Source organism: Salinicola socius (assembly GCF_001937195.1).
Classification (GTDB): Bacteria; Pseudomonadota; Gammaproteobacteria; order Pseudomonadales; family Halomonadaceae; genus Salinicola; species Salinicola socius.
In genome coordinates, this window is sequence record NZ_MSDO01000020.1 from 1 (window position 1) to 24,973 (window position 24,973).

General features: G+C 62.1%; 24 protein-coding genes. 5 read left to right on the forward strand and 19 right to left on the reverse strand.

The window, feature by feature from the left end; translation table 11 throughout:
* The coding region (locus tag BTW07_RS19860) for a hypothetical protein (RefSeq protein WP_208605408.1) at window positions 1-209 on the forward strand (209 nt) is incomplete at its 5' end.
* Window positions 210-353: 144 nt separating this feature from the next.
* Here the strand turns inward: BTW07_RS19860 and murB are convergent.
* The 7 genes from murB to BTW07_RS13190 form a co-directional block, all read right to left on the reverse strand.
* On the reverse strand, window positions 354-1,382 hold the full coding sequence (gene murB / locus BTW07_RS13160) for a UDP-N-acetylmuramate dehydrogenase (RefSeq protein WP_075570640.1): 1,029 nt from the start codon (window positions 1,380-1,382) through the stop codon (window positions 354-356).
* A complete protein-coding gene (locus tag BTW07_RS13165) occupies window positions 1,382-1,876 on the reverse strand; it encodes a low molecular weight protein-tyrosine-phosphatase (protein WP_075570641.1) in 495 nt (164 codons plus the stop codon). The genes murB and BTW07_RS13165 overlap by 1 nt, the downstream gene beginning before the upstream one ends.
* Entirely contained in the window at window positions 1,873-2,658 is a 786-nt protein-coding gene (gene kdsB, locus BTW07_RS13170; RefSeq protein ID WP_075570642.1) for a 3-deoxy-manno-octulosonate cytidylyltransferase, read from the reverse strand. Before kdsB ends, BTW07_RS13165 begins: the two co-directional genes overlap by 4 nt.
* A complete protein-coding gene (locus BTW07_RS13175; RefSeq protein ID WP_075570643.1) occupies window positions 2,655-2,855 on the reverse strand; it encodes a Trm112 family protein in 201 nt (66 codons plus the stop codon). Before BTW07_RS13175 ends, kdsB begins: the two co-directional genes overlap by 4 nt.
* A 71-nt stretch (window positions 2,856-2,926) precedes the next feature.
* Window positions 2,927-3,988, reverse strand: coding sequence for a tetraacyldisaccharide 4'-kinase (gene lpxK, locus BTW07_RS13180; protein ID WP_075570644.1), 1,062 nt, complete (start codon window positions 3,986-3,988; stop codon window positions 2,927-2,929).
* Window positions 3,985-5,724: a lipid A export permease/ATP-binding protein MsbA gene (gene msbA, locus BTW07_RS13185; RefSeq protein WP_075570645.1), complete on the reverse strand. Its 1,740-nt coding sequence runs from the start codon at window positions 5,722-5,724 to the stop codon at window positions 3,985-3,987. The genes lpxK and msbA overlap by 4 nt, the downstream gene beginning before the upstream one ends.
* A gap of 79 nt (window positions 5,725-5,803) precedes the next feature.
* Window positions 5,804-8,164 carry a DNA internalization-related competence protein ComEC/Rec2 gene (locus tag BTW07_RS13190; protein WP_244158366.1) on the reverse strand — a complete coding sequence of 787 codons (2,361 nt, stop codon included), beginning with the start codon at window positions 8,162-8,164 and terminating at the stop codon, window positions 5,804-5,806.
* Between the two features lie 87 nt (window positions 8,165-8,251).
* On the opposite strand from BTW07_RS13190, the gene BTW07_RS13195 reads away from it, so the two are divergent.
* On the forward strand, window positions 8,252-8,782 hold the full coding sequence (locus tag BTW07_RS13195) for a DUF2062 domain-containing protein (RefSeq protein ID WP_075570647.1): 531 nt from the start codon (window positions 8,252-8,254) through the stop codon (window positions 8,780-8,782).
* A gap of 165 nt (window positions 8,783-8,947) precedes the next feature.
* Here the strand turns inward: BTW07_RS13195 and BTW07_RS13200 are convergent, their stop codons facing one another.
* Complete coding sequence (locus BTW07_RS13200; protein ID WP_075570648.1) at window positions 8,948-9,673, reverse strand: ABC transporter ATP-binding protein; 726 nt, start codon at window positions 9,671-9,673, stop codon at window positions 8,948-8,950.
* Complete coding sequence (locus BTW07_RS13205; protein ID WP_075570649.1) at window positions 9,666-10,907, reverse strand: lipoprotein-releasing ABC transporter permease subunit; 1,242 nt, start codon at window positions 10,905-10,907, stop codon at window positions 9,666-9,668. Before BTW07_RS13205 ends, BTW07_RS13200 begins: the two co-directional genes overlap by 8 nt.
* A gap of 303 nt (window positions 10,908-11,210) precedes the next feature.
* Between BTW07_RS13205 and BTW07_RS13210 the strand changes: the two genes are divergently transcribed.
* The 3 genes from BTW07_RS13210 to BTW07_RS13220 all read left to right on the forward strand — a co-directional run bounded on the left by BTW07_RS13210 (window position 11,211) and on the right by BTW07_RS13220 (window position 14,291).
* Window positions 11,211-12,263, forward strand: a complete 1,053-nt coding sequence (locus tag BTW07_RS13210) for an agmatine deiminase family protein (protein ID WP_075570650.1) — start codon at window positions 11,211-11,213, stop codon at window positions 12,261-12,263.
* 9 nt (window positions 12,264-12,272) lie between these two features.
* Complete coding sequence (locus BTW07_RS13215; RefSeq protein WP_075570651.1) at window positions 12,273-13,172, forward strand: carbon-nitrogen hydrolase; 900 nt, start codon at window positions 12,273-12,275, stop codon at window positions 13,170-13,172.
* Between the two features lie 186 nt (window positions 13,173-13,358).
* On the forward strand, window positions 13,359-14,291 hold the full coding sequence (locus BTW07_RS13220; RefSeq protein WP_075570652.1) for a DNA replication terminus site-binding protein: 933 nt from the start codon (window positions 13,359-13,361) through the stop codon (window positions 14,289-14,291).
* Window positions 14,292-14,428: 137 nt separating this feature from the next.
* On the opposite strand, the gene sthA is transcribed toward BTW07_RS13220, so the two are convergent.
* The 10 genes from sthA to BTW07_RS13270 all read right to left on the reverse strand — a co-directional run bounded on the left by sthA (window position 14,429) and on the right by BTW07_RS13270 (window position 24,953).
* Window positions 14,429-15,820, reverse strand: a complete 1,392-nt coding sequence (gene sthA / locus BTW07_RS13225; protein ID WP_075570653.1) for a Si-specific NAD(P)(+) transhydrogenase — start codon at window positions 15,818-15,820, stop codon at window positions 14,429-14,431.
* Between the two features lie 84 nt (window positions 15,821-15,904).
* Window positions 15,905-16,162 carry a (Na+)-NQR maturation NqrM gene (gene nqrM, locus BTW07_RS13230; RefSeq protein ID WP_075570654.1) on the reverse strand — a complete coding sequence of 86 codons (258 nt, stop codon included), beginning with the start codon at window positions 16,160-16,162 and terminating at the stop codon, window positions 15,905-15,907.
* Window positions 16,159-17,214, reverse strand: coding sequence for an FAD:protein FMN transferase (locus BTW07_RS13235; protein WP_075570655.1), 1,056 nt, complete (start codon window positions 17,212-17,214; stop codon window positions 16,159-16,161). The genes nqrM and BTW07_RS13235 overlap by 4 nt, the downstream gene beginning before the upstream one ends.
* Window positions 17,211-18,443, reverse strand: coding sequence for an NADH:ubiquinone reductase (Na(+)-transporting) subunit F (gene nqrF, locus BTW07_RS13240; protein ID WP_075570656.1), 1,233 nt, complete (start codon window positions 18,441-18,443; stop codon window positions 17,211-17,213). The genes BTW07_RS13235 and nqrF overlap by 4 nt, the downstream gene beginning before the upstream one ends.
* 77 nt (window positions 18,444-18,520) lie before the next feature.
* Window positions 18,521-19,141, reverse strand: coding sequence for an NADH:ubiquinone reductase (Na(+)-transporting) subunit E (nqrE, locus tag BTW07_RS13245; protein WP_075570657.1), 621 nt, complete (start codon window positions 19,139-19,141; stop codon window positions 18,521-18,523).
* Entirely contained in the window at window positions 19,134-19,814 is a 681-nt protein-coding gene (locus BTW07_RS13250) for an NADH:ubiquinone reductase (Na(+)-transporting) subunit D (RefSeq protein ID WP_075570658.1), read from the reverse strand. Before BTW07_RS13250 ends, nqrE begins: the two co-directional genes overlap by 8 nt.
* A gap of 2 nt (window positions 19,815-19,816) precedes the next feature.
* Window positions 19,817-20,596 (reverse strand): Na(+)-translocating NADH-quinone reductase subunit C, encoded by a 780-nt coding sequence (locus tag BTW07_RS13255; protein ID WP_110641882.1) that lies wholly within the window; start codon window positions 20,594-20,596, stop codon window positions 19,817-19,819.
* On the reverse strand, window positions 20,593-21,828 hold the full coding sequence (locus BTW07_RS13260; RefSeq protein ID WP_075570660.1) for an NADH:ubiquinone reductase (Na(+)-transporting) subunit B: 1,236 nt from the start codon (window positions 21,826-21,828) through the stop codon (window positions 20,593-20,595). The genes BTW07_RS13255 and BTW07_RS13260 overlap by 4 nt, the downstream gene beginning before the upstream one ends.
* Window positions 21,828-23,177 carry a Na(+)-translocating NADH-quinone reductase subunit A gene (locus BTW07_RS13265; RefSeq protein WP_075570661.1) on the reverse strand — a complete coding sequence of 450 codons (1,350 nt, stop codon included), beginning with the start codon at window positions 23,175-23,177 and terminating at the stop codon, window positions 21,828-21,830. The genes BTW07_RS13260 and BTW07_RS13265 overlap by 1 nt, the downstream gene beginning before the upstream one ends.
* 324 nt (window positions 23,178-23,501) lie before the next feature.
* Complete coding sequence (locus tag BTW07_RS13270) at window positions 23,502-24,953, reverse strand: glyceraldehyde-3-phosphate dehydrogenase (RefSeq protein ID WP_075570662.1); 1,452 nt, start codon at window positions 24,951-24,953, stop codon at window positions 23,502-23,504.
* Window positions 24,954-24,973: the final 20 nt, after the last annotated feature.

Below are 24,973 nucleotides of genomic sequence, written 5' to 3' on the forward strand. Positions count from 1 at the left end.
CTGAGCAGGCAGAGACCCGCGGTGAGCAGGCGGCGGATGCGACTCCCACCAGCGCTGAATCCAGCGACACTGCACCGGAACCCAAAGCGCCCGACGCCAGCGTTTCCGTGGCAGAGAGTGACGGCGAGCTACGTCGATCGCGTCGCCGCAGGGCCCACAACGACCCGCGTGAAAAGCGTCGGCTCGAGTCCGGCCAAGGCGATAGCTGATAGCCTAGAGCCGTTGCGCTAGAAAGCGAAAAGCCCAGACAATCGTCTGGGCTTTTTCTTGGTCCCTTGTCGGCAACCACGGGAATCTCGGGTCCGGCGCTTCCCCTTCAGCACTGATTGACAGCGGGCGGTCGTGACCTATCCTCACCTTTCGCCAACACAGCGGGGCTCGCGTTCCAGCGTCACTGCGAAACGCGCATGAACCGCGTCGACGATCCTGCCGGCGAATGCCAGAAGCTCCGCCAGCACTCCACCACCGAAATGGACCAGCACCAACGCTTGGCGATCATGAACGCCAAAAGCGCCCTGGCGGTATCCTTTCAATCCACATTGATCGATCAACCACCCCGCTGCCAGCTTCACTCGCCCATCAGCCTGCGGATAGTGCGGCATCGCTGGAAACTCCGATAACAGCCGGGAAGCCTGGGAGCCGGAAACGAGCGGATTCTTGAAAAAACTGCCGGTATTGGGCAGATCAGAGGGATCGGGTAGCTTTTCGCGCCGAATGGCGCACACGGCCGCGAATACCTCCCGCGCGCTTCCCGAGACGCCAACGTGCTGACTCAGCGCGCCGTAGTCGAGCCTGGGTCGAGGGCGCGAAGACAGCGTCAGGCCGAGCCGGGTAATCACGACCTGATTCGCCAGCTCGCGTTTGAAAATGCTGTCGCGGTAGCCAAGCTCGCACGCCTCGCGATCCAACCGATGGGACTTGCCATCTCGACGATCCACCAGCTCGACCCAGTCGAGCACATCTGCGATCTCGACACCGTAGGCACCGATATTCTGAATCGGCGCAGCGCCGACTCGCCCGGGGATCAGGGCCAGGTTCTCGATCCCCCACAGCTCGCGCTCGACACAGGCCTCCACCAGAGAGTGCCAACCCACCCCGGCGCCAACCTCGACATGAACCGCATCACCGGCCCCTGACGAGAAAGCTATCTCGTCGATGTCCGCGCAAAGTGTCAGCCCTCCGATCCGGCGTGGCAGCAACAGGTTGCTGCCACCTCCCAGCACCGTCAGATCCCAGCCCCGCTCATTGGCCAACTGCAGACCTTGCCCGACATCACGTTCATTTCGCGCTCGCCACAAGTACTCGGCTAGACTCGGCAGCGCCATCGTGTTGGCGTGAGACAGATCCTGATCGGCCTCGAGAGTCGAGAAAACTTCCCGCATCAGCCGAGATCCAGGCGCTGCCGCAGCGACACCATCAGACCATCCACGGCGAGCTCCAGCTGATCCAGGACCCGTTGAAATCCTGTCTCGCCTCCGAAATAGGGGTCAGGGACATCGTCATCGGGCCGACCGGCATACTGCAGCAATCGCGATACCCGAGCCCGGCTATCCGTCGGTTTCAGCGCAAGCACGCGCTTCAGATTGTCGCTATCCATCACCAGAATGTCGTCGAACCGACTGAAGTCCTCTGCGCTCAATTGTCGCCCCCGCAGTGCGCCAAGATCGACACCTCGTTCGGCGGCAGCCCGGATCGCCCGCGGGTCCGGCGGCTGGCCAACGTGCCAGGCGCCGGTGCCGCAGGAGTCCACCGCCACGCGGGTGATCATGTCAGCTTCATCGAGACGCTTCCTGAGCATGCCTTCGGCCGTCGGCGAGCGACAGATGTTGCCCATGCAGACGAACAGGATTCGCCACTCGGGAGCTGAATCGCTCATGCCTCGCTCCGCGTTGCCGCCCGTGACGCAAAATGCTCACGCACCCGTTCCAGATCTTCCAGGGTATCGACGCCACCGGGTAGCGATGAAGTGACGGTTGCCACCTGAATGAGATGGCCGTACTGCAGCGCTCTCAACTGCTCGAGCTGTTCGAGCTGTTCCAGCGGTGCCGGCTGCCAGTTGACATAGTCGGCCAGAAATTGGGCGCGATAGGCATAGAGACCGATATGGCGAAGCCAGGCATCCGTCTCGAGCAGCGTCGGCGGCTGGGTCTTCCAGGCGTTGCGATCCCAGGGGATGGGCGCCCGCGAGAAGTAGAGCGCACGCCCGGTCAGATCGGTGACGACCTTGACCACATTGGGATTGAACAGCGTCTCCACGTCATGGATCGGTTCCGCCAACGTCGACACGGAAGCCCGATCGTCCGATGCGAGCCGCTCGGCCACGAGGTCGATCGCACTGGCCGGCAACAATGGCTCGTCACCCTGCACGTTGACGACGATGGTCTCGGCAGGCAGTTCAAGCTTCGCAGAAACTTCGGCCAGACGATCGGTTCCCGAAGGGTGATCGGCCCGCGTCATCACCACCTCGGCGCCGAAATTTTCGGCGGCCTGCTGGATCCGGGCATCGTCGGTCGCGATCACGACACGCGAGGCGCCGCTGTCGTTGGCCCTCATCCAGACGTGCTGAACCATGGGCAGACCGTCGATCTCCATCAACGGCTTGCCCGGAAGCCGGCTGGATCCGTACCGAGCCGGAATCACCACCACGAATTCATTCATGGGGCCGGCGCTGCCTTACCGAGTTTTTCCTCGGTCGACATGGCCCGGGCTTCGCTCTCCAGCATCACGGGAATCCCGTCTCGGACCGGGTAAGCCAGGCCACTGATCGAGCTCCTGAGCTCCTGGCGCTCGCGATCGTAGGTCAGTTCACTATGGCTGACCGGGCAGATCAGCATCGCTATCAATTCCTTATCCATGAGCTTTCCTTATCAACGATTCCTGTATACGCAACTGCGCCCGATACACCGGTGCGCGCGAAAGTCTATCGTCATGATCGCGTCATCGGCCTCTCCGCGCCAGCGGGAAGCGCGTCGATCCAGGATCGCGACCAGCCGTCGACTTGCTCGGCCCACCACGTGACGAAGGCCGGTTCGGGCGTCGCCTCGACATCCAGCACCCAACAGCGCTCGTCGGCAAAGCCCGCGCATTTCACCGCATCCTTCGCGGTCATCACCACGATCGTCGGCGCATCCGGCAGATCGGCAATGGAATAGCGATGATGATCGCCGAACGCCACCCCCTGGTGTGGCACACCCAGTGTGTCGAGCGTGTCGAAAAACCGCTGGGGATGACCGATCCCGGCCAGCGCGACCACGGGGACATCGACCGCGAACGGCAACGGCTCGATCGGGTAGCGCGCACCACTTGCCAGATGGCGCCATGCCGTCGGCGCCAGCGTCATCGAAAACCGTGGAACCCCTTCGCCGTCAGTACCGGCAAGCGATGCGACGCCGCCATTGGCGATCAGCGCATCGACCTCGGCCAGACGCCCGAGCGGCTCTCGCAGCGGCCCACGCGGCAGGCAGTGGCGGTTGCCGAAGCCCCGCACACCATCGACGACGACCAGTTCCAGCGCCCGCCCCAGGGCATAATGCTGCAGGCCGTCATCGGCAATCAGGATATCGCACTGCAACTGTTCGAGGAGCCAGCGTGCAGCCTGCGGGCGATCGGGGTCGACCGCCACGGGCGCCCCTGTCTGCTGCGCGAGCATCAACGGCTCATCACCGCTCTGCGCCACCGGCGTGGTGGACGTGACTGCAAGCGGATAGGATTCGGCCTTGCCCCCATAGCCCCGAGACACGATACCCGGCCGCCAACCATTGTCGCGCAACCAGCGGACCAGCCACGCGACCAACGGAGATTTACCGGTTCCGCCCACCGACAGATTGCCCACCACGATCACCGGAACCGGCGGCTGCCAGACGTCGCGCCGACCGTCACGGTAGGCCTGGCGTCGGCGCTTCACGACATGACGATAAAGCGCCTCCAGGGGCGCCAGCAGTACCAGCCAATCCGCCCCGCGATACCAGGCGCGTTCGATCGGCGTCACGTCTCCTCCTGGAACTGCAGTTGATGCAGGGAAGCGTACGCCCCGCCCTTCTCCAGCAGCTCGGCGTGAGTTCCGTTCTCGACCAGGTTGCCCTGTTCCATCACCACGATGCGATCGGCGCGCTCGATGGTCGATAGCCGGTGGGCGATGACGAACGTGGTACGACCTCGGCACACCACCTCCAGCGCGCGCTGGATATAGCGCTCGGACTCGGTGTCCAGTGCCGACGTTGCCTCATCCAGAATCAGTATCGGCGCATCCTTGAAGATCGCACGCGCTATCGCCAGGCGCTGGCGCTGGCCACCGGAGAGCATGACACCGTTGTCACCGACCCGCGTATCGTAGCCTTTCGGCAGCTGTTCGATGAACTCGTGGGCGTAGGCCGCCCTGGCCGCGGACTCGACCTGTTCCCGACTGGCCCCGGGAACGCCGTAGGCAATATTGTCGGCGATGGTGGTGTTGAACAGGGTCACCTGCTGGGAGACCAGCGCGACCTGCTGACGCAGCGGCGACAGCTGATAGTCCTGAATATCGACATCGTCGACCAAAATACGCCCCGCGGTCGGCCGGTAAAAGCGTGGCAGCAGCCCCATCAGCGTCGACTTGCCGCTCCCCGAACGTCCCACGATCGCGACCATCTGCCCGGCCGGCACGTCGAGATCGATTCCCTTGAGCACCTCGGGCTGGTCCTCGTCGTAGGCAAACCTCACGTCCTCGAAACGGACGTGACCTGCCAGGCGCTCCGGCAGACGCTGCCCTTCGTCCAGTTCCGTCGGGCGGCTCAGCAGACCGAAAAGTTCCTGCGACGCCGACAGGCCTTTCTGGATGATGCTGTTGACATCGGTCAGCGAACGAATGGGCTTTGCCATCAGCGAGGCTGCGGTGATGAACGCCACGAACTCGCCCGGCGTCATCGCATTCATCAGCTCAGGCGCCATCGCCAGCCACACCAGACCGGCAAGTGCCAGCGCCACCAATAGCTGAATGATCGGGGTGCTGGTCGCCTTGGTCATCGCCTCCTTGATGCTCTGTTCGCGATTGTAGTTGCTCGCCGCCTCGAAGCGACGCTTCTCGTACTCCTCGGCGCCGTGGGTGCGCACGACCCGATAGCCGGAAAGGGCCTCGGACGCGACATGCGTCACTTCGCCCATCGAGTTCTGAATACGTCGGGAGATCTTGCGAAAGCGTTTACTGGTGTAACGCACTACCAAACCGATCAGCGGGGTGACGCCCATGAAGATCAGGGTCAGAAGCCAATTGGTCCAGAACAGATAGCTGATCAGGCCGATCACGAACAGGCCTTCTCGCAGGATGGTGGTCACCGCATTGGTGGCAGCGCCGGTAACCTGCTCGACGTGATAGGTCACTCGCGAAATCAGATGCCCGCTGGAGTGCATGTCGAAGAATCGACCCGGCAGATGCAACATGTGATTGAAGACGTTGCAGCGCAGCCGATGCACGACGTTGCGCGATACGTTACTCATGAAGTAGGTGCCAAGAAACGTCCCGACGCCGCGAGTCGCGAACATGCCGATCACGAACAGCGGCAGGAAGAGGCGAAACGAGGCATCGGGGTTCTGTATGCCGTCGATCAGCCGCTTCATCATCTCTGCCAGTGCCGTACTCGACGCGGCGTAAATGGCATAGCCGACGACCGCCAACGCAAAGGAGCGCCATTCCGCACGGACGTATTCGAGGAGACGTCGATAGAGCGCCCAACTGGAATCTCGTGACACGGTAACTCCGTTCGACTGGAAAAGGGTCCGGCGCCGAGCGCCATGCAAACCGAGGAGCCAAGATGCGACTCGGGCGCATTCAGGGGCTGGATTCTACCCCAACATCCGCGCCGTCGACAGCCGACCGGCGCGACCAGCCCGGGTGACGCTGTGTGAGGACGTCGATGCCGGCCGCCGACAGCGTGACACGAACCGCACCGTCATAGGCCGTGTTCCAGACTTGGCTGCCGACATCGATGAATCGCTGTACGACCACCGGCGCCGGATGGCCGAACGGGTTGCCGCGCCCGCTGCTGAAGATCACCTCGACGGGACGCGTGGCATCGACCAGAGCCTGGGAAGAACTGGTCGCGCTGCCGTGATGGCCGGCTACCAGCACGTCGAGCCGACGAGATCCCGGCAGCGCCGTTTTCAGCGCACCCAAGAATTCCCGCTCCCGATTTGCACTGGCGTCGCCCGTGACCAGCACGCGGCGCTCGCCCACCGTGACCAGCAGGACACAGGAGCGATCGTTGGCGTCCGGTGCGATATCGCCGGCCGGCGGCGACAGGAACGTCCAGGAGACTCGCCCGTCGCGCCACCCCTCGCCTGCCACGCAGGGTCGAGATGGCAAGGCCAGATCGTTGCCGCGTGGCGCCCACCAGCGCTCGACTCGATGATCCTGGCGCAACGCAGCGACGCCTCCCGAATGATCGGTATCGCTATGGGTGACGATGACATCGTCGAATCGCTGACCCGCTGGCCACAGCAAACTGGCCGGCATGAACCCCGAGGCAAAACGGGGTCCGGTATCGACCAGCACCCGCCGATCCCGGGTCTCGAGCTCGACCAACTGCCCCTGGCCGACATCGTAGACGGTGACGAGCAGTTGATCCCGATCCAGACTGGGTGCCTTGAGCACCAGTACGAGAATCAACAGCCCCGGGCACGTCCATGCCCGCGTCATCCGCGTTACGCCCGGCAATAGCCAGAGCAGGCCCCACAGCAGCAAGGCACTGGCGATCGGCCACCGCCACCAGGGCTCCGGCGTCCACAGCGGCAGGCTATCGGCAGCGAGTGCAAAGACATAGGCCAATGCGTTGGCCAGGTGATCGAAAGGCCACCAGACCCAGCTTGCCAGCGATGGCCAGGCACCGAACAGCCATCCTGCGAAACCGAGCGGCACCATCAGGCTGCCTACGAGAGGAACCGCGAACAGATTGATCAACGGCGCCAGCGGTGACAATCGACCGAAGGCGAGCAGCACCGCCGCCGCCATGATCGGTGCCAGCAGCCATTGACTGCGCAGCAGCGCGACGCCCCAGCCTTGCCAGCCGGAGGGACGGGGCCGGCCCGACCAGGCCAGAATCAGGACGGCGACCGCGACGAAGGACAACCACAACCCAGGACGCCACGGCGCCAGGGGGTCACTGACCACCACCAGCGCGAGGGCCAGCCACCAGGCCTGCCACCAGCCGGGGGCATGACGACCGCTGGCCGCCCACAGGCCGATCGCCGCCATGATCGCCGCGCGTACCGCCGGCGGTTCAAAACCCGCCAACCCTGCGTAGGCAAAGGCCGCCAGCCCCGCACCCAGCCACGGCCAGACCGTCATCCGCCAGGAAAAAGGCTGCAGCCATCGCGACAGACGTCTCAGCAACCACAGGGCAAGCGCCGCAACGAGACCGATGTGGAGTCCCGAGATGACCATCAGGTGAGTCGTTCCGGTCGCGTTCAGCAGATCCCAGTCATCGTCATTCAGACGTTCACCGGCGCCTAATGTCAGCGCGGCCAGCCAGCGTTTGCCGCGAGGCGAGATGTCGACGAGATCCAACTGCTCGAGCGCTCTCTGGCGCAACGAGAACGGGGCAGCCGCGATACGACGGGGCGAATCGTCCCGAACATAGCCAAGCGCCTGAATGCCTTCCCGCCACAGCCATCCGCCGTAATCGAAGGTGTCCGGGTTGGCGAACCCCAACGGCTGACGCAAGCGTGCGGTCAACCGCCAGCGCTCGCCCGGCTCGAGCGTCGGCGCGTCGTACCAGGACAGCCTGAACCGAGTGCCGACAGGGCAAGCGTCGGTAGCGACCATGGCCTGACAGTTGTCCACCTCGAAACGGAAACGCGCCCGGCGCTGGTCGACATCCAGCGTCAGGACACGCCCCGTCAGAATGAAGTCATGTCCGGCGAGCGATGCCGGCAGTATCCCCGCACGCTGCTCGCCGACGCCATACAGGCAAATCAGGAACGCCAGTACCGTCGAAGTGCCCCATAGCGAACGCCGCCATAGCGCGAGTGCTAGAACGAAGGCGACCGGTATCGCCAGCAAGGCCGCGGATAGCGCACTTCCACCCTGGTAACCGAAGAACGATCCTGCCATCGCCGCCATCGCCATTGGCGCCGCCCAGCCCGTTCGCCTCGTCAATGCCGAGCCGAGCCTTCCGATGTCAGCGACCGACAACGCCGGAACTCCTGATAAACCGACTTAACATGGCGGGGCCTTGGGGTTGTATGGATAATGGGCCTTCTTCGTTCAGCGAGCGGCCTCATGTCTCGTCGATGGTTACAACGCTACATTCCCAGCCAGGAGAGGCTTCAGCGCACTCGCTCTTTGCGTTTCATGCACCATATGCTGGACGATCCGGCGATGTGGGTGCTGTCTCGCCATAGCGTTGCCAACGCTTGCATGGTCGGCCTGTTCGCAGCCATGCTGCCGATCCCCTGTCAGATGCTGCTGGCCGCTTTCGGCGCCTACTGCTTTCGCGGCAATCTCCCCCTGTCCGTCAGCCTGGTCTGGCTGACCAACCCGCTGACCATGCCCGTGGTGTTCTATTTCAACTACCGTGTGGGCGCCTGGGTCATGGATTACCCCGCGCGCGCGGTACCGGATCACATCACCACGATGTGGATCGCAGAACAGATGGCTCACATCATTTTTCCGCTGGCGGTCGGCTCGGTGATCGTCGGCCTCGCGCTGGCTTTCGTCAGCAATGTTCTGGTTCGGCTCATCTGGCGCTGGCAGATCTCCCGCAGCTGGCGAAGACGCGCGAAACGCCGCCAGCGTCGACAGAAACACTGATCCTCGACCGACGCCTCTCTCCCGCCACCGCGCTCTCGCTTAGCGTCTTCACTTTCGACATTCACGGCGCAAAAAAAGCCGCCCTGGAGTCTTGATCGTCCAGGGCGGCGCCAGCTTTAGGTTTTGAGAAAACTCTCAGATTTCGCGGAAACTACCCGTGCCCGGTCACACCGCGTTGATGGCGGTCAACCGCCCTTTGTCCAGGCGCATGGTGCGATCCTGATGGGCCGCCAGCGACATGTCGTGGGTGACCACCACGAATGCACAGTCGGTGGTCGCGGCCAGTTCGTCCATCATCGCGAGAATATTGGCCGCCGTGGTCTGATCGAGATTCCCGGTTGGCTCATCCATCAGCACCAGGCTGGGATCGGTGACCAGCGCCCTGGCGATGGCAACACGCTGGCGTTCACCGCCCGACAGCTCGCCGGGCTTGTGGGCACCCCGCGGTGCCATGCAGACGCGATCCAGCAGTTGCTGCGCCTTGTCGACGGCGACCTTGCGGCTCTGCCCGCGAATGATCAGTGGCAGGGCGACGTTTTCCGCCGCGGTGAACTCCGCCAGCAGGTGGTGGAACTGATAGACGAAACCGATATAGCGATTCCGGAAACTGCCCAGCGCCGCCTCGCCCAGCCCCGCCAGCGACTGCCCGCCGATGACGACTTCGCCCCCGCTGGGATCATCGAGACCGCCCAGCAAGTTGAGCAGCGTGGTCTTGCCCGAACCCGAACTTCCGACGACGGCCACTCGCTCTCCCGCACGCACCTGCAGATCCAGGTGGTCCAGAACCGTGACATCCTGCGGTCCTTCGCTGTAGATCCGCGTGAGCTGGCGGCAGTCGAGCATGATGTTGTCTCCGCTGGCGGACGATGACCTGAAATTGAATTCACTCATAACGCAGCACCTCGGCCGGCTGAATGCGCGCCGCTCGCCAGGCCGGATAGAGCGTCGACAGGAAGGTCAGCCCGAACGCGCTGGAGACGATCACGCCCAGGTCACTCATTTCGAGCCGCGACGGCAGATAGCTGATGAAATAGACATTGGGATCGAGGAACTGAATGCCGGTGACGGCCTGCACCCAGGCGATGATGTCGGATACCGTCAGTGCCAGGATGACCCCTGCCACGACGCCGATCACGATACCGATGATCCCGATCGCCAGCCCCTGCACGACGAAGATTCCCATGATCGATGTCGGCTTGGCACCGATCGTTCGCAGAATGGCGATGTCCGCATGCTTGTCGGTGACCACCATGACCAGCGTCGAAACGATGTTGAACGCGGCCACGGCGACGATCACCATCAGCAGCAGGCCGATCATGTGCTTCTCCATCTGGATCGCCTGGAACAGGTTGCCATGGGTATAGGTCCAATCCATGCCCCGGTAACCGGACCCCAGATTCGAGACGATGTCCCGCGTCACCGGCCCGGCCTTGAACAGATCGTCGAGTTCCAGGCGCAGACCGTCGACCTTGTCGCCGAGGCGAGCGAGGGTCTGCATATCCTCGATATTGGCGTAGGCCAGGTTGGCGTCCAGGTCGGCACCGACCTTGAAGATCCCGCTGACGGTGAAGCGCTTCAGGCGCGGGAATACCCCCCCCGGGGTGATCGACGCCTCCGGCACCAGCAGCGTCACCCGATCGCCGACGCCGACGCCGAGATTGCGCGCCAGCAACGAACCCAGCACGACGTGCCAACTGCCGGGAGAGAGCTCGTCGAGCGTCCCCGCCTGCATGTGCTGGTCGATGATCGAGACATGGCGTTCGTACTCCGGCTGAACCCCGGTGACCATGGCGCCCTGGGTGCGCCCGCTGGCCGAGAACATGCCCTGCTGCTGCACGTAGGGAGCCGAAGCGACCACGTCCTTGTGCTGGTCGACCTTCTCGGCCAGCGCCTTCCAGTCCTGCATGCCGCCCTGCTGTTCGATACGCGTATGGGGCACCATGCCGAGAACACGGGTGCGCAGCTCATGATCGAAACCGTTCATGACCGACAGCACCAGGATCAGAACGGCGACTCCCAGCGCCAGTCCCAGCATCGAGGTTAGCGAAATGAAAGAGATAAAGTGATTACGTCGTTTGGCCCGAACGTATCTCAGGCCCACCAGAAAGGGTAAACGGTCGAGCATCAGGTTGGATTCCTTGTCAGCAGCGGCTCATGTTACGGGTTTTGTCGGTTCCGGAAAACGCCCGTTTGCCGAGCGATTTGCCGCTTGCCAGTCACCTCGCTCACGCTAGACTGTCACTCCGTCCAGGTTTGAGAGGCGGCTAGTGGAAAAACGCGGTGAAACTACCGATCGCACCTGGTGCCGAGAACGCCGATCCTCTGCTTGCATCGCCACGACCAGGCCCTACAATGCCGCGTCCTCGCCATCGACTCTCACGTACATCGGCCCTCACGCACATCGGCCCTCACGCGCAATGGAGACACCATGACCCTGCGTCTGTTCCCCGAATGGCAGCCGCAAGATGCCATTCAACTGACCTGGCCGACACCGACCAGCGACTGGGCGCCGTTGCTAGAGCATATCGAGGCGACGCTGGAAGCGATGGTCGTCGCTATCACTCGTTACCAGCCGGTACTGATCGTCGTGCACGACGAGCGTCAGCGCGAACGCCTGTCCACGCGGTTCGTCGCCCTGGGCGTGACTTCGAGGCGCTTCCATCTGGCGCTCGCTGACAGCGATGATAGCTGGGCGCGAGATCATGGCCCGATCGCCGTCGAGCGCGACGGTCACCTCCAACTTCTGGATTACGTCTTCACCGGCTGGGGGGGCAAGTTTCCCGCCGAGCGCGACGATGCGCTGACGCGAACGCTGGCAGACCAGCAAGTGTTCGCGGCCCCGGTAGTCTCTCAAGCGCTGATTCTCGAGGGCGGCGCCATCGACACCGATGGCGAAGGTACCCTGCTCACCACCAGCGCCTGCCTGCTCAATCCCAATCGCAATCCCGATCTCGACCGCGATGCTATCGAGACCTGCCTCAACGAACAGCTGGGTGTCTCGCGCGTACTGTGGCTCCACAACGGCCATCTCGAGGGCGACGATACCGATAGCCACATCGACACGCTGGCGCGGTTCTGCGATCCGGCCACCATCGCCTACGTCCGTTGCGACGATCCCGAAGACCCGCACCACGATGCCTTGACCGCGATGGAGACCGAACTCAAGGCCCTGCGCCGCGAGGACGGTTCGCCCTATCGTCTGCTGGCACTTCCCTGGCCCAAGGCCTGCTTCGACCCGGAGGACGGTCATCGTTTGCCGGCGACCTATGCCAATTTTCTGATCATCAACGGCGCGGTGCTGGTGCCGACTTATGGCGACGCGGCCGATTTCCGGGCACTCAAGGTGCTCGACGATGCCTTCCCCGGCCGCGATGTCGTACCGATCGACTGCCGCGCGGTCATCCGCCAACATGGCAGCCTCCATTGTCTAACCATGCAGCTGCCGCGCGGTTCGCTGAACCCCGCGCTCTTCCCCCAGTAAGGAGAGACGATGTCCAAGACGCTCAAAGTCGGTCTGGTACAACAGCAGGCCTGGCCGGAAAAACAGCGCAGCCTCCAGGCCAGCGAAGCCGGCATTCGCGAGCTTGCGGCCCAAGGTGCCGAACTGGTTCTGTTGCAGGAGCTGCACGCGACCCACTATTTCTGCCAAAGCGAAGATACCGCCCTGTTCGATCTCGCCGAACCGCTCGACGGCCCGACCGGACAGCAATTGGCCGCGCTCGCTCAGGAGCTCGACATCGTCATCGTCGGCTCTATCTTCGAGCGTCGTGCCGCCGGGCTCTATCACAACACCGCGATCGTGCTGGATCGCGCCCGGGGTCGTGTCGGCTACTATCGCAAGATGCACATTCCCGACGATCCCGGCTTCTACGAGAAGTTCTACTTCACCCCGGGCGACGAGAACGCCACCCAGGGTTTCGAGCCGATCGACACTTCCGTCGGCCGCCTGGGCGTGCTGGTGTGCTGGGATCAGTGGTATCCGGAAGCGGCGCGATTGATGGCACTGGCGGGTGCCGAGCTGCTGCTGTACCCCACCGCGATCGGCTGGACGCCTTCCGACGACATCGCGGAAAAGCAGCGTCAGAAAGATGCCTGGACCCTGATCCAGCGCTCGCACGGCGTCGCCAACGGCTTGCCGGTCATCGTCGCCAACCGGGTCGGACACGAACCCGATCTGTCCCGGGTCGGCGAAGGTATCGACTTCTGGGGCGGGAGTTTCGTCTGCGGTCCTCAAGGCGAACTGCTGGCGCATGGCGGTGAGGAGAGTGAGAATCTTCTCGTCGAGGTGGATCTGTCGCGCAGCGAAGACGTTCGGCGTATCTGGCCCTATCTGCGGGACCGCCGGGTAGACGCTTATGGCGACCTGACGCGCCGCTACCGCGACCGCTGAACCCGCATCGTCGCGGCGGCACAGATGGCGACCGCCGCGACTATCCTGCAGGTCGAGATGTCACGCTCTGGATGACAGGTCGAGATGTCACGCTCTGGATGACAGGCCAATCTCGTCTTCCCTGTGGCGGTAGACAAAACTCTCGGGATAACGGTATAAAGTAGCGTTTATGGATAGAGGCCACACATGGAACTACAGTACCGCTTGCTGGCCGAGCTGGAATCCGACTTCGACCATCTGATCGATGCCGTCGAACACCTGGCGGCCACCTACGCCGACGATCCGACGCCTGCCTGGGCGCTGGGCGAGACGGTCATCGACGCAGACTGGCTACGCCGGGCGCTGACCGACTTCTGGTATCAGGATGGCCAGGATGGCCGCGAGACGCGCAATTACATCGGCGTGATCGTTGCCGGGGCGGTGCTGATGGAAGCGGTCGAGGCCGTCAATCTCGCCAAAGCCCGCTTTGCCTCGACGCTGAAGCGGATCCGCCAATCCGCTCCCCGGCTGATTGCTGAGATCAAGGCCGTACTGCCTTTCAGGCATCCGGTTCTGCACGACCACCTGCGTGGTCAGGGGCTCGCGCGGCTGCATCTCAAGCAGTGCTGGCGCCAGATCCCGGTCGCCGACGCTGCGCTTTCTCGGGTCAGGCTGGCCTGGTATACCAGCGGCCGCTCGATCAAGCGTGTGAGCGTCGCCGATGCCGAAGCCCGATTGAAGCAGATGGATCTGTCGGCGGCGCACATTCAGATTCAGCTGCGCCAACTTGCCGACATCCCGGATGGCGAGCCACTGGCGCAGATCCAGCAACAGGCACCGGTGATGCGGGCCAACCTGTTCTTCCGCGAGGCGCTGGCGGACGGGCGGATGCGACGCGCCATGAACCTGCCCCTGCCGCTCTTCATTCCCGATCCGGCGCTGAAGCTGCCGCATCTCAACGATCCACCGGTACGCCCGCCAGCGACGCGGACCCGCGCCCGGCGCTCCGATCAGCGACTCGAGGATGACGTGTTCCTGAAGAGCCTGCGCGTCTACCGCTATCGTAATCCCGCACTGCAGATCGCGCTCGACAAGCAACGCGAACAGGACGCCGCCAGCAGCGAAGACTCAGAAGTCTGAGCCGTGCCCACCCCGATGGCGCGACATGAATGGCCAGCGTCAGCCATCCTGCAAAAGCGAGACGTCAGAAACGCCGTCGCCCCGGATCGCGAAGCCTCGATGGGTTGCAGATCCGGGGCGAACCACGTTCAGGCCATTCAGAAAAGTCGGTTCAAGCCGTTCTGGGCAGCGATGCGATAGGCCTCGGCCATGGTGGGATAGTTGAATGTGGTATTGATGAAGTAGCGTAGCGTGTTGGCCTCGCCCTTCTGCTGCATGATGGCCTGACCGATATGAACGATCTCGGAAGCCTGATCGCCAAAGCAGTGAATTCCCAGGATCTCCAGTGTCTCGCGATGGAACAGGATCTTGAGCATGCCGGCCGTATCGCCGGTAATCTGCGCCCGAGCGGTATCCTTGAAGAAGGCCTGAGCCACCTCGTAGGGGACTTTGGCTTCGGTCAGTTCGCGCTCGGTCTTGCCGACGGAACTGATCTCGGGAATGGTGTAGATCCCGGTGGGAATATCATCGACGAAGCGGAAATCTTCCCCGAGAAATTCATCGCTGGCGCTACGCCCCTGGTCGTAGGCCGCGCTCGCCAGACTCGGCCAGCCGATCACGTCCCCGACCGCATAGATATGCGGGATCGCGGTGCGATAGTGGTTATCGACCTGCAACTGGCCGCGGCCGTTGGGTTCGAGCCCGATGTTCTCCAGGCCTAGCTCGTCGGTATTACCGGTACGACCGTTGGCCCACAGGAAGGCATCGGCACGCAGCCGTTTGCCGGATTCCAGATTGACCACCACGCCGGCCTCGTCGCCCTCGACGCTCCGGTACTCTTCATTGTGACGAATCAACACGCCGTAATTGCGCAGCTCGTAGGAGAGCGCGTCACTGATTTCGTCATCGAGAAAGGACAGCAGGCGCTCACGGGTATCGATCAGATCGACCTTGACGCCCAGCCCGGAAAAAATGGAAGCGTACTCCGAACCGATCACACCCGCCCCATAGATGATCAGTGTCCGCGGGGTGTGCGAAAGGCCGAGAATGGTGTCGGAACAGTAGATACGCGGATGACGGAAGTTGACGTCGGCCGGGCGATAGGGGCGCGATCCGGTAGCGATCACGAACTGCGGTGCGCTCAGTTCTTCCGCGCCCTCGTGGTTGTCCCGCACCACGACCGTATTGTCATCGCGAAAGCGCGCCACGCCAAAGAACAGATCGATGCGATTGCGGGAATAGAATTTGGTGCGCAGCTCGACCTGCTGATCGATCGTCACCCGAGACCGCTCGAGCACCTTGGGAAACGAGAACCAGCGGGGTTCACCGATATCGCGGAACATGCGGTTGGTATTGAACTGCATGATCTGCTTGACCTGATGCCGCAACGCCTTGGAGGGGATCGTCCCCCAATGGGTGCAGTTGCCGCCGACGGAGGATTGCCGCTCGACGATAGCGACACGCTTGCCGTGTTTCGCCGCATTGATCGCCGCGCTTTCGCCCGCGGGCCCCGAGCCGATGACCACGACGTCGTAATTGTGAACTGCCATGTGCTTCGCCTACTCCTTACCTGATGGCTGGTACGATCCGATTGGCTCGTGGCAACCGACAAGCGAACCCGGTGATACCCTCGGTCATCGCTTGATGGCGTTGTAGCCCAGATCCGCGCCGCGGTTCTCGTCGCTGCGTCGGCGTGCGCCGGCAATGTTCTTGCGGCTCTCTTCTTCGCAGACTTCGTCGTTCCCGCCGCAGATCTCGCATCCGCTCTTGAGCCCGAGCGTATTGAGGCCGCCGCAGGATCCGGCGATAGGCTTGTTTCCGAGGATGACGCCAATCGCCATGCCGGCTACCAGCAGCAGCATGATGGCAAAGGCCAGAATCCAAATCGTCATGATCGATCCTCCGTTTCCGAATCTTCGAGATAGCTCTGAAACGCCGTAGAAACGCGCGTTTCGAAGCCTTCCGGTGTTTTGACAACGAGATAGACCGCCAGGTTTTCTCGCTCCGCCATGGTATAGCCGGCGTCGGGACCCAATACATCGATCGCCGTGGCCAGAGCGTCGGCGGTCATGCAGTCGGACGTGATCACCGTCACCGAGACCAGATGATGCGTGATCGGCCGCCCTGTTCGCGGATCGATGGTGTGCGAGTAGCGCTTGCCATCGCTTTCGAAATAGTTGCGATAGTCGCCCGAAGTCGCCACGGCGGAATCGTCCAGCTCAATGATACGCTGCACGCTGCGTTCATTCGAGACCGGTTTCTCCACCGCGATGCGCCATGGCTGACCGCCAGGCTTGTCACCGCGGGTGCGGATCTCGCCACCGACCTCGACCAGGTAACGATCCACGCCGAGAGCATCCAGCGCTCGCGCCACCGCATCGACGCCGTACCCCTTGGCGATCCCGGAAAGATCGACATACACCGGTTTGGTCTTGGTCAGCGTGTTGCCGTCGAGCTCGAGTGCCTTGTAGTCGACCTCCTTCAACGCTTCCGCGATCTGGTCGTCGTCGGGGACGCGATCCGGATGCTTGTCCGGTCCAAAGCCCCACAGGTTGACGGCGGCACCCACCGTGACATCGAAAGCCCCGTCGGAAATATCGCCCACGCGGATCGCTTCTCGAACCACCTCCGCGGTCTGAGGGGACAACTCGAATGGCTGGCCGACCTCGGCCTGGTTGAATCTCGACAGCTCGGAGTCTGGCTTGTAGGTCGACATCAAACGATCGACGTCATGAAGCGCGTCCTTGACCGACTGTTCGATATCGGCGAGTTTCTCGTCGTCGTAGTCACCGTAGAAGGTGATGTGAAATCCGGTGCCGAAGATCGGCCCTTCCAGCCGATAGGATTGGGGATCGCGCTCGCACCCGGCCAGCAGTACGAATAGCAACAGGGCCAACCCCAGAAGGATCGGCCCCGTCACTCGGCGCTCAAGCCGCTCGATCATCCGCCGAAATCATCCAGCATGATGTTTTCGGGCTCGACACCCATGTCGGTCAGCATCTTGATCACCGAGGCATTCATCATCGGCGGCCCGCACATGTAGTACTCGCAGTCCTCCGGCGCCGGGTGATCCTTGAGATAGTTCTCGTACAGCACGTTATGAATGAACCCGGTGGGCCCTTCCCAGTTGTCTTCCGGCTGCGGATCGGAGAGCGCCAGATGCCATTCGAAGTTGTCGAACTCCTCGGCGAGCTGGTCGTACTCTTCGTTGTAGAACGTCTCGCGCCAGGAGCGCGCGCCATACCAGAACGACATCTTTCGCGAGGACTTCAGACGCTTGAGCTGATCGAAGATATGGCTACGCATCGGCGCCATGCCGGCACCGCCGCCGATGAAGACCATTTCGGCTTCGGTATCCTTGGCAAAGAACTCACCGAACGGCCCCATCACGGTCACCTTGTCACCCGGCTTCAAGCTAAACACGTAGGTGGACATCAGCCCCGGCGGGTGGCTCGACTTGGGCGGCGGCGTCGCGATACGGATATTGAACTTGAGAATCCCCTTCTCTTCGGGATAGTTCGCCATCGAGTAGGCGCGAATCACCTCTTCATCACTCTTGTGGGTGATATTGAAAAGCCCGAAATTATCCCAGTCACCCCGATACTGCTCTTCGATGTCGAAGTCGGAGAACTTAACGTCATAGGGTGGCGCCACCAGCTGCACGTAACCGCCGGCACGGAACGCCACCTCTTCGCCTTCCGGCAACTTCAGGTTCAGCTCCTTGATGAAAGTGGCGACGTTGGGGTTCTCGACCACCTCGCACTCCCACTTCTTGACCCCGAAGACCTCGTCCGGCACGCGGATCTTCATGTCCTGCTTGACCGGCACCTGGCAGGAGAGGCGCCAGCCTTCCTTCTTCTCGCGCAGCGTGAAGTGGGACTCCTCAGTCGGCAGGATCGAGCCGCCGCCGTCGCTCACCTGGCATTTGCATTGAGCGCAGGAACCGCCGCCCCCGCATGCCGAGGAGAGGAAGATGCCGTTGGCGGCGAGAGTCTGGAGCAGCTTCCCGCCGGCCTGCGTCGTCACGGTGTTGTCAGGGTCGCCGTTGATCTCGATCGCCACGTCACCGCTGCTCACCAGGCGGCTGCGTGCGGCCAGAATGACCCCTACCAGCCCCAGCACGATCACGGTGAACATGACGACGCCGAGCACGATGATGGATGTATCAACCATGTCGGGTTCCTATTTCCTTATTGCGTCGACGTCACTGCTGTGACGCCACGGAGCCTTGTTGGCGTCTGGGCCGAATGTCAAAGCTGAATGCCGGAGAAGGACATGAAGCCCAGCGACATCAGACCCGCAGTGATGAAGGTGATGCCAAGCCCCTGCAGACTACCCGGCACATCACTGTACTTGAGCTTTTCCCGGATACCCGCCAGCGCCATGATCGCCAGGGCCCAACCGGCGCCGGCACCGGCACCGTAGACCACCGACTCCCCGAAGGAGTAATCGCGCTGCACCATGAACAGAGAGGCACCCATGATGGCGCAGTTGACCGTAATCAACGGCAGGAAAACGCCCAAGGCGTTGTAGAGCGAGGGAACGAATTTATCCAGAAACATCTCAAGGATCTGGACGATCGCCGCGATCACGCCGATATAGCTCAGAAGCCCCAGGAAGCTGAGGTCGATGTTCTCGGCCCCTTCCAGTCCGGTCCAGCTCAGCGCACCCGCCTTGAGCAGGTAATTGAGGATCAGATTGTTCACCGGCACGGTGATCGTCAGAACGACGACGACCGCGATGCCCAGGCCGATGGCCGACGAGATCTTCTTGGATACCGCCAGAAACGTGCACATGCCAAGAAAGAATGCCAGGGCCATGTTCTCGACGAAGACCGCCTTCACGAACAGGCTGAGATAGTGCTCAAACATGAGAGGCCTCCTTGATCTTGGTCTTGCTGTTGGCAACGATGCGGTATTCGGTCTTCTCGATCTGTTCCGGATTGAGCGAACGCAATATCCAGATCAACAGACCGATGACGAAGAACGCGGACGGTGGCAGCAGCATCAGGCCGTTAGGCACGTACCAGCCGCCATTCTGAACCGTCGGTAGAATGGTCAGTCCGAACACGCTGCCGGATCCCAGCAGCTCGCGGACAAAACCGACGATCAGCAGAATCACGGCATAACCCAGCCCGTTGCCCACGCCATCGAGAAAGCTCATGACCGGGCCGTTCTGCATGGCATAAGCCTCGGCGCGACCCATGACGATACAGTTGGTGATGATCAGGCCGACGAACACCGATAGCTGCTTGGACATATCGTAGGCGTAGGCGCGAAGAACCTGGTCGACCACGATGACCAGCGACGCGATGATCGTCATCTGCACGATGATGCGGATCGACGACGGGATGTGATTGCGGATCAGCGATACGAACATGCTGGAGAATGCCGTCACCGCGATGACTGCAAGCCCCATGACCAGCGATACGCTCATGGAGTTGGTCACCGCCAACGCGGAACAGATCCCCAGCACCTGCAAGGCGATCGGGTTGTTCTTGAAGACCGGTGACAGAACGACGTCTTTTACGGAGTCCGTAGCCATCTTCACGCACCTCCTTGGGAATCGTCATGGAATCGAGCGAGGTACGGGGCGTAGCCCTCGTCACTCAGCCAGAACCGCAACATGTTGGTGACACCTCGACTGGTGAGCGAGGCACCCGACAGCGCATCGACTTCGTAATCGCCGCTGGCACCGCCCTTCACGAGTTGAATCTGAGGATCCTGGAAATCGCCGTCCTCGTAGATTTTCTTGCCATCCCACTTGGCCTTCCAGCGCGGATTGTCGACTTCACCGCCCAGCCCCGGCGTTTCCGACTGGTCGTAATAGGATAGACCGACGATGGTATTGCCATCGCCACGCACGGACAAGAAGCCTTCCATCAAGCCCCAGAGGCCTTGGCCGCGAATCGGCATGACGATCTGGTCCGGATCGTCGGGATCGCCGACCAGATAGACCGTGGAGTACTTCTCCTGCCGGCCGATACCCGCGATATCGTCGTCACCCGAGAGCGTGCGCGAAGTCGCCGGATCCCTGGCCGCATCGAACTGGTCGTAGCTACCCGGATCCAGATCCTGGGAATATTCACCGGTCTCGAGATCGACCACGCGCGGTGTGATCAGCTCGGCGTATTTTTCCTCGACGTCATCACCCGGCTTGTATAACTCGGTGACCTGGAGGATGTTGCTCTTGCGATCGAGCTCCTGGTTCTGCACCTGCTTGGGCTTCAATACCACTGCCGCGGACGAGACCACGACAGAGCAGATGACACAGAGCGAAAACGCGACGATCAGCGTTTTCTTGATCGAGTTGTTGTTCGCCATCAGACAGCCTCCTTCTCGGCGGGCGCAAGGCTCGCCAGTCGCTTCTGGCGCCGCTTGATGTTGGCCTGCACGAAGATGTGATCGATCAGCGGCGCGAACAGATTCGCAAACAGAATGGCCAGCATGATGCCCTCCGGGAATGCCGGGTTGACGACGCGAATCAGTACCGTCATCACCCCGATCAGTGCACCGAAGATCAGCTTGCCGCGATCGGTCATCGACGCCGACACCGGATCGGTCGCCATGAACACCATGCCGAAGGCGAAGCCGCCGAGGACGAGGTGCCAGTACCATGGCATGGCGAACATCGGGTTGCTGTCGGAACCGACGAGGTTGAACAGCGAAGCCGTCAGGATCATGCCGAGCATGACCCCCGCCATGATGCGCCACGACGCGATACGCGTCAGCAACAGCACCGCCGCGCCGATCAGAATGGCCAGCGTCGAGGTTTCCCCCACGGAACCCTGGATGAAACCGAAGAACGCGTCCCACCAGCTGTACTGCTGGTGCAGGCCCTCCATGCCATTGAGCGAAGCATTGGACAATGCCGTGGCACCGGTAAAGCCATCGGCCGGCACCCACACGCTATCGCCGGAAATCTGCGCCGGATACGCAAAGTAGAGGAAAGCCCGCCCGGTCAGTGCCGGATTGAGGAAGTTCTTGCCGGTACCACCGAAGATCTCCTTGCCGATCACGACACCAAAGGAAATGCCGAGCGCCACCTGCCACAGCGGAATGGTCGCCGGCAGCGTCAGTGCGAACAGCACCGAGGTGACGAAGAAACCTTCGTTGACTTCATGGCCACGCTTGACCGCGAACAGGACTTCCCAGAAGCCGCCCACGATGAACGTCACCAGATAGATGGGCAGAAAATAGGTCGCGCCCAGCACGAAATTGGCCCAGATGCTGCCAGGATCATGACTGCCCGCCAGCGCCATGGTCACCACTTCGCGCCAGCCCGCCATGGCACTGAATCCGTCAGCGATCGCCAGGTTGGCCTGGTAGCCGGCGTTGTACATCCCGAAGAACATGGCCGGGAACGTACAGGCCCAGACCGTGATCATGATGCGCTTGAGGTCGATGCCGTCGCGCACGTGAGTCATGCTTTTGGTGACGCTGGGGGGCGAATAGAAAATCGTATCGACCGCCTCGTAGAGGGCATAGAACTTCTCGTACTTGCCGCCCTTCTCGAAATGAGGCTCCAGCTTGTCCAGCGTGTTGCGAATCCCCATCATCAGGCCTCTTTCTCGATCATGGTCAGGTTGTCGCGCAGGATGGGACCATACTCGTACTTGCCCGGGCACACATAGGTGCACAGCGAGAGATCTTCCTCATCCAGTTCCAGGCAGCCGAGCTGCATGGCCGACTCGATATCGCCAACGATCAAGGAACGCAGCAGTTGGGTCGGCATGATATCCAGCGGCATGACCTTCTCGTAGGCCCCGATCGGCACCATCGCACGCTCGGAACCGTTGGTCGACGTGTTCGGCGCGTAGTTGGGCAGTCCCAGGAACTGGGAAACGTAGATCCCCATCACCGAATGACGATTGCGACCGGGCGACAGCCAGCCCATGAAGGCGCGCTTGTTGCCTTCCTCGAGCAATGAAAACTGGCGATGGAAACGTCCCAGGAACTGACGACTTCCCTCGCACTGCGTACCGCCGAAAATGGATCCGGAGATCACCCGCGTATCTTCCGGCTTCTCGATCTCGCCTTCGAGCAGCTCTTCGCTGCTGGCCCCCAGACGCGTGCGAACCAGGCGCGGATTCCTGGCCCGCGGCCCGCCGATCGCGACTACCCGGGTGGGATCGAAGCGCCCTTCGGCAAACAGCTTGCCGATGGCAATCACGTCCTGGCAATCGAGGTGCCATACCTGTCGCTGCAGACCGACCGGAGACAGGTAATGGATATGCGTGCCGACCAGCCCGGCCGGGTGCAGCCCCTCGAACCCTTCGGCCCGAACGCCGTCCAGATCGTCACCCGGCAACTGCGCATCGCCACGACGGCTCACGAAGACCTTGCCTGGCGTCAGGTGACGAATCACCTGCAACCCCTGGCGGAACGCATCGCTATCAGCGTCGATGATGATCTTGGGGTCGGCCGCGAGCGGATGCGTGTCGATGGCCGTGACGAAGATGTCCGCCGGCACCGCATCGAGTTCCGGAACCCGCGAGAAAGGCCGCGTGCGCAGCGCTGTCCACAGCCCGGATTCGACCAGTTGATCGACGACCTGTGATCGCGAGAGAGAAGCCAGTCCGTCCACGCCGTGTGCCGTGTATGCCTCGCTCTGCTCCTCCTCGTCGAGCTTGATGACCACCGACAGCAGGCGACGTTTCTCGCCGCGGTTGATCGCGACCACCTCGCCAGCCCCGGGAGCGGTATACCGGACCCCAGCCACTTTCTTGTCGGTGAACAGTACCTGGCCCCGCTTCACGCGATCGCCTTCACGGACCTCCATGGTCGGCTTCATGCCGACATAGTCGGACCCGAGCAACGCGACGTGGCGCACGGCGCGGCCCTCGTCGATACGCTGCTCCGGCGCCCCGGCAACGGGAAGGTCCAGGCCTCGTTTGACTTCGATCATAGTCTCGCCCAGTTGTCGAATCTGATGTCGATAAGGAAAAAGGTTCGACGGACGTCAGGCACGCCCTGGCTCCTGTCGCACGGCCGAGGAAAACAGCGCGGCCGCGGAAGCGCAGGAAAATGACGTCACGGCATCCGAATGCTTCTCTTATCAGAAAGGGTGACTTCCATGGCCCGGGACTTCGACGGGCCACGCGGAAAAACGCGCACCATTATAATGATGCGGGCCTTGGAAGACTACTCGCCGGCATGCCGAGCCGACCGTCGAATCACGAAAAAGTCCCGGCGAGGCCGAGACTTTTTAGACTAAGGTCCAATGGACGAATCAGCTCGTGACCGGCAGGTACCGATGGCAGACGCGTGACATGTACTGCAGGATCCGCACCACCTGGCAGCTGTAGCCGAACTCGTTGTCGTACCAGACGTAGAGTACAACATGTTTGCCGTCGGCGATGGTCGCCTTGGCATCCAGCACCCCGGCGTGGCGATTGCCGACGAAGTCCGACGATACCACTTCCGGCGAATCGACATAATCGATCTGCTTGTGCATCGGCGAGTGCAGCGCCATCTGGCGAAGGTATTCATTGAGCGCGGTGCGGTCGGTCTCTTTTTCCAGCGACAGGTTCAGGATCGCCATCGATACGTTGGGCGTCGGCACACGAATCGCGTTGCCGGTCAGCTTTCCCGAAAGTGCCGGCAGCGCCTTGGACACCGCCTTGGCCGCACCGGTTTCCGTCAGCACCATATTGAGCGGCGCGCTGCGCCCACGCCGGTCGCCCTTGTGATAGTTGTCGATCAGGTTCTGATCGTTGGTGTAGGAGTGAACGGTCTCGACATGACCGTGAGCGATCCCGTACTCGTCGTCGATCGCCTTCAGCACCGGGACGATGGCATTGGTGGTACAGGAAGCCGCCGAAACGATCCGGTCCTCGTCGCCGATGGTCCGATGATTGATACCGTGGACGATGTTCTTGAGATCGCCCTTGCCCGGCGCGGTCAGCAGCACCTTGGCAACCCCTTTCGACTCGAGATGCTGAGCCAGCCCTTCACGATCGCGCCATTTGCCGGTGTTGTCGACGACGATGGCGTTGTCGATGCCGTAGGCGGTGTAATCGATCTCGGCCGGCGAATCGGCATAGATGATCTGGATATAGTGGCCGTTGGCGATCAGAGCATGATTGTCGTGATCGATATCGATCGAGCCGGAGAACGGGCCGTGAACGGAATCGCGACGCAGTAGACTGGCGCGCTTCTCGAGATCGTCGCCGCTACCGCGAACGACGATGGCGCGCAGCCGCAGCAAGTTACCGCCGCCGGCCTTCTCGATCATGATACGCGCCAGAATGCGACCGATGCGGCCAAAACCGTAAAGCACCACGTCCTGCGGCTCGCCGCCCATCCCGCTGCTGTCGTGACGGCCGACGATGTCGGCGAGCTCACGCTGGAGAAACGCGATGACGTCGGTCTCGCCGGCATTCTTGAACGCGACGCCCAGACGACCGATATCGATGTGCGCCGGCGCCAGTTCCATCTCACTCATGGCACGCACCATCGGCAGCGTATCGGCGATGGACAGCTCGGTCCCCTCGACCTTGCGAACATAGCGATGGTTCTTGAGGATCCGGGTGACGGAACGGTTGATCAACGACCGACCGAACAGCGAAGGAATCACGTTGTACTGGCGGTAGAGCTTGCCCAGAAGCGGGATCATCTCCTCCGCGCGAGCCTCGTTGTCCTGCCACTCCTGGAAGACGGTATCGAGCTGTTCATGACTCACAAGCGGATCTCTCTCTGATC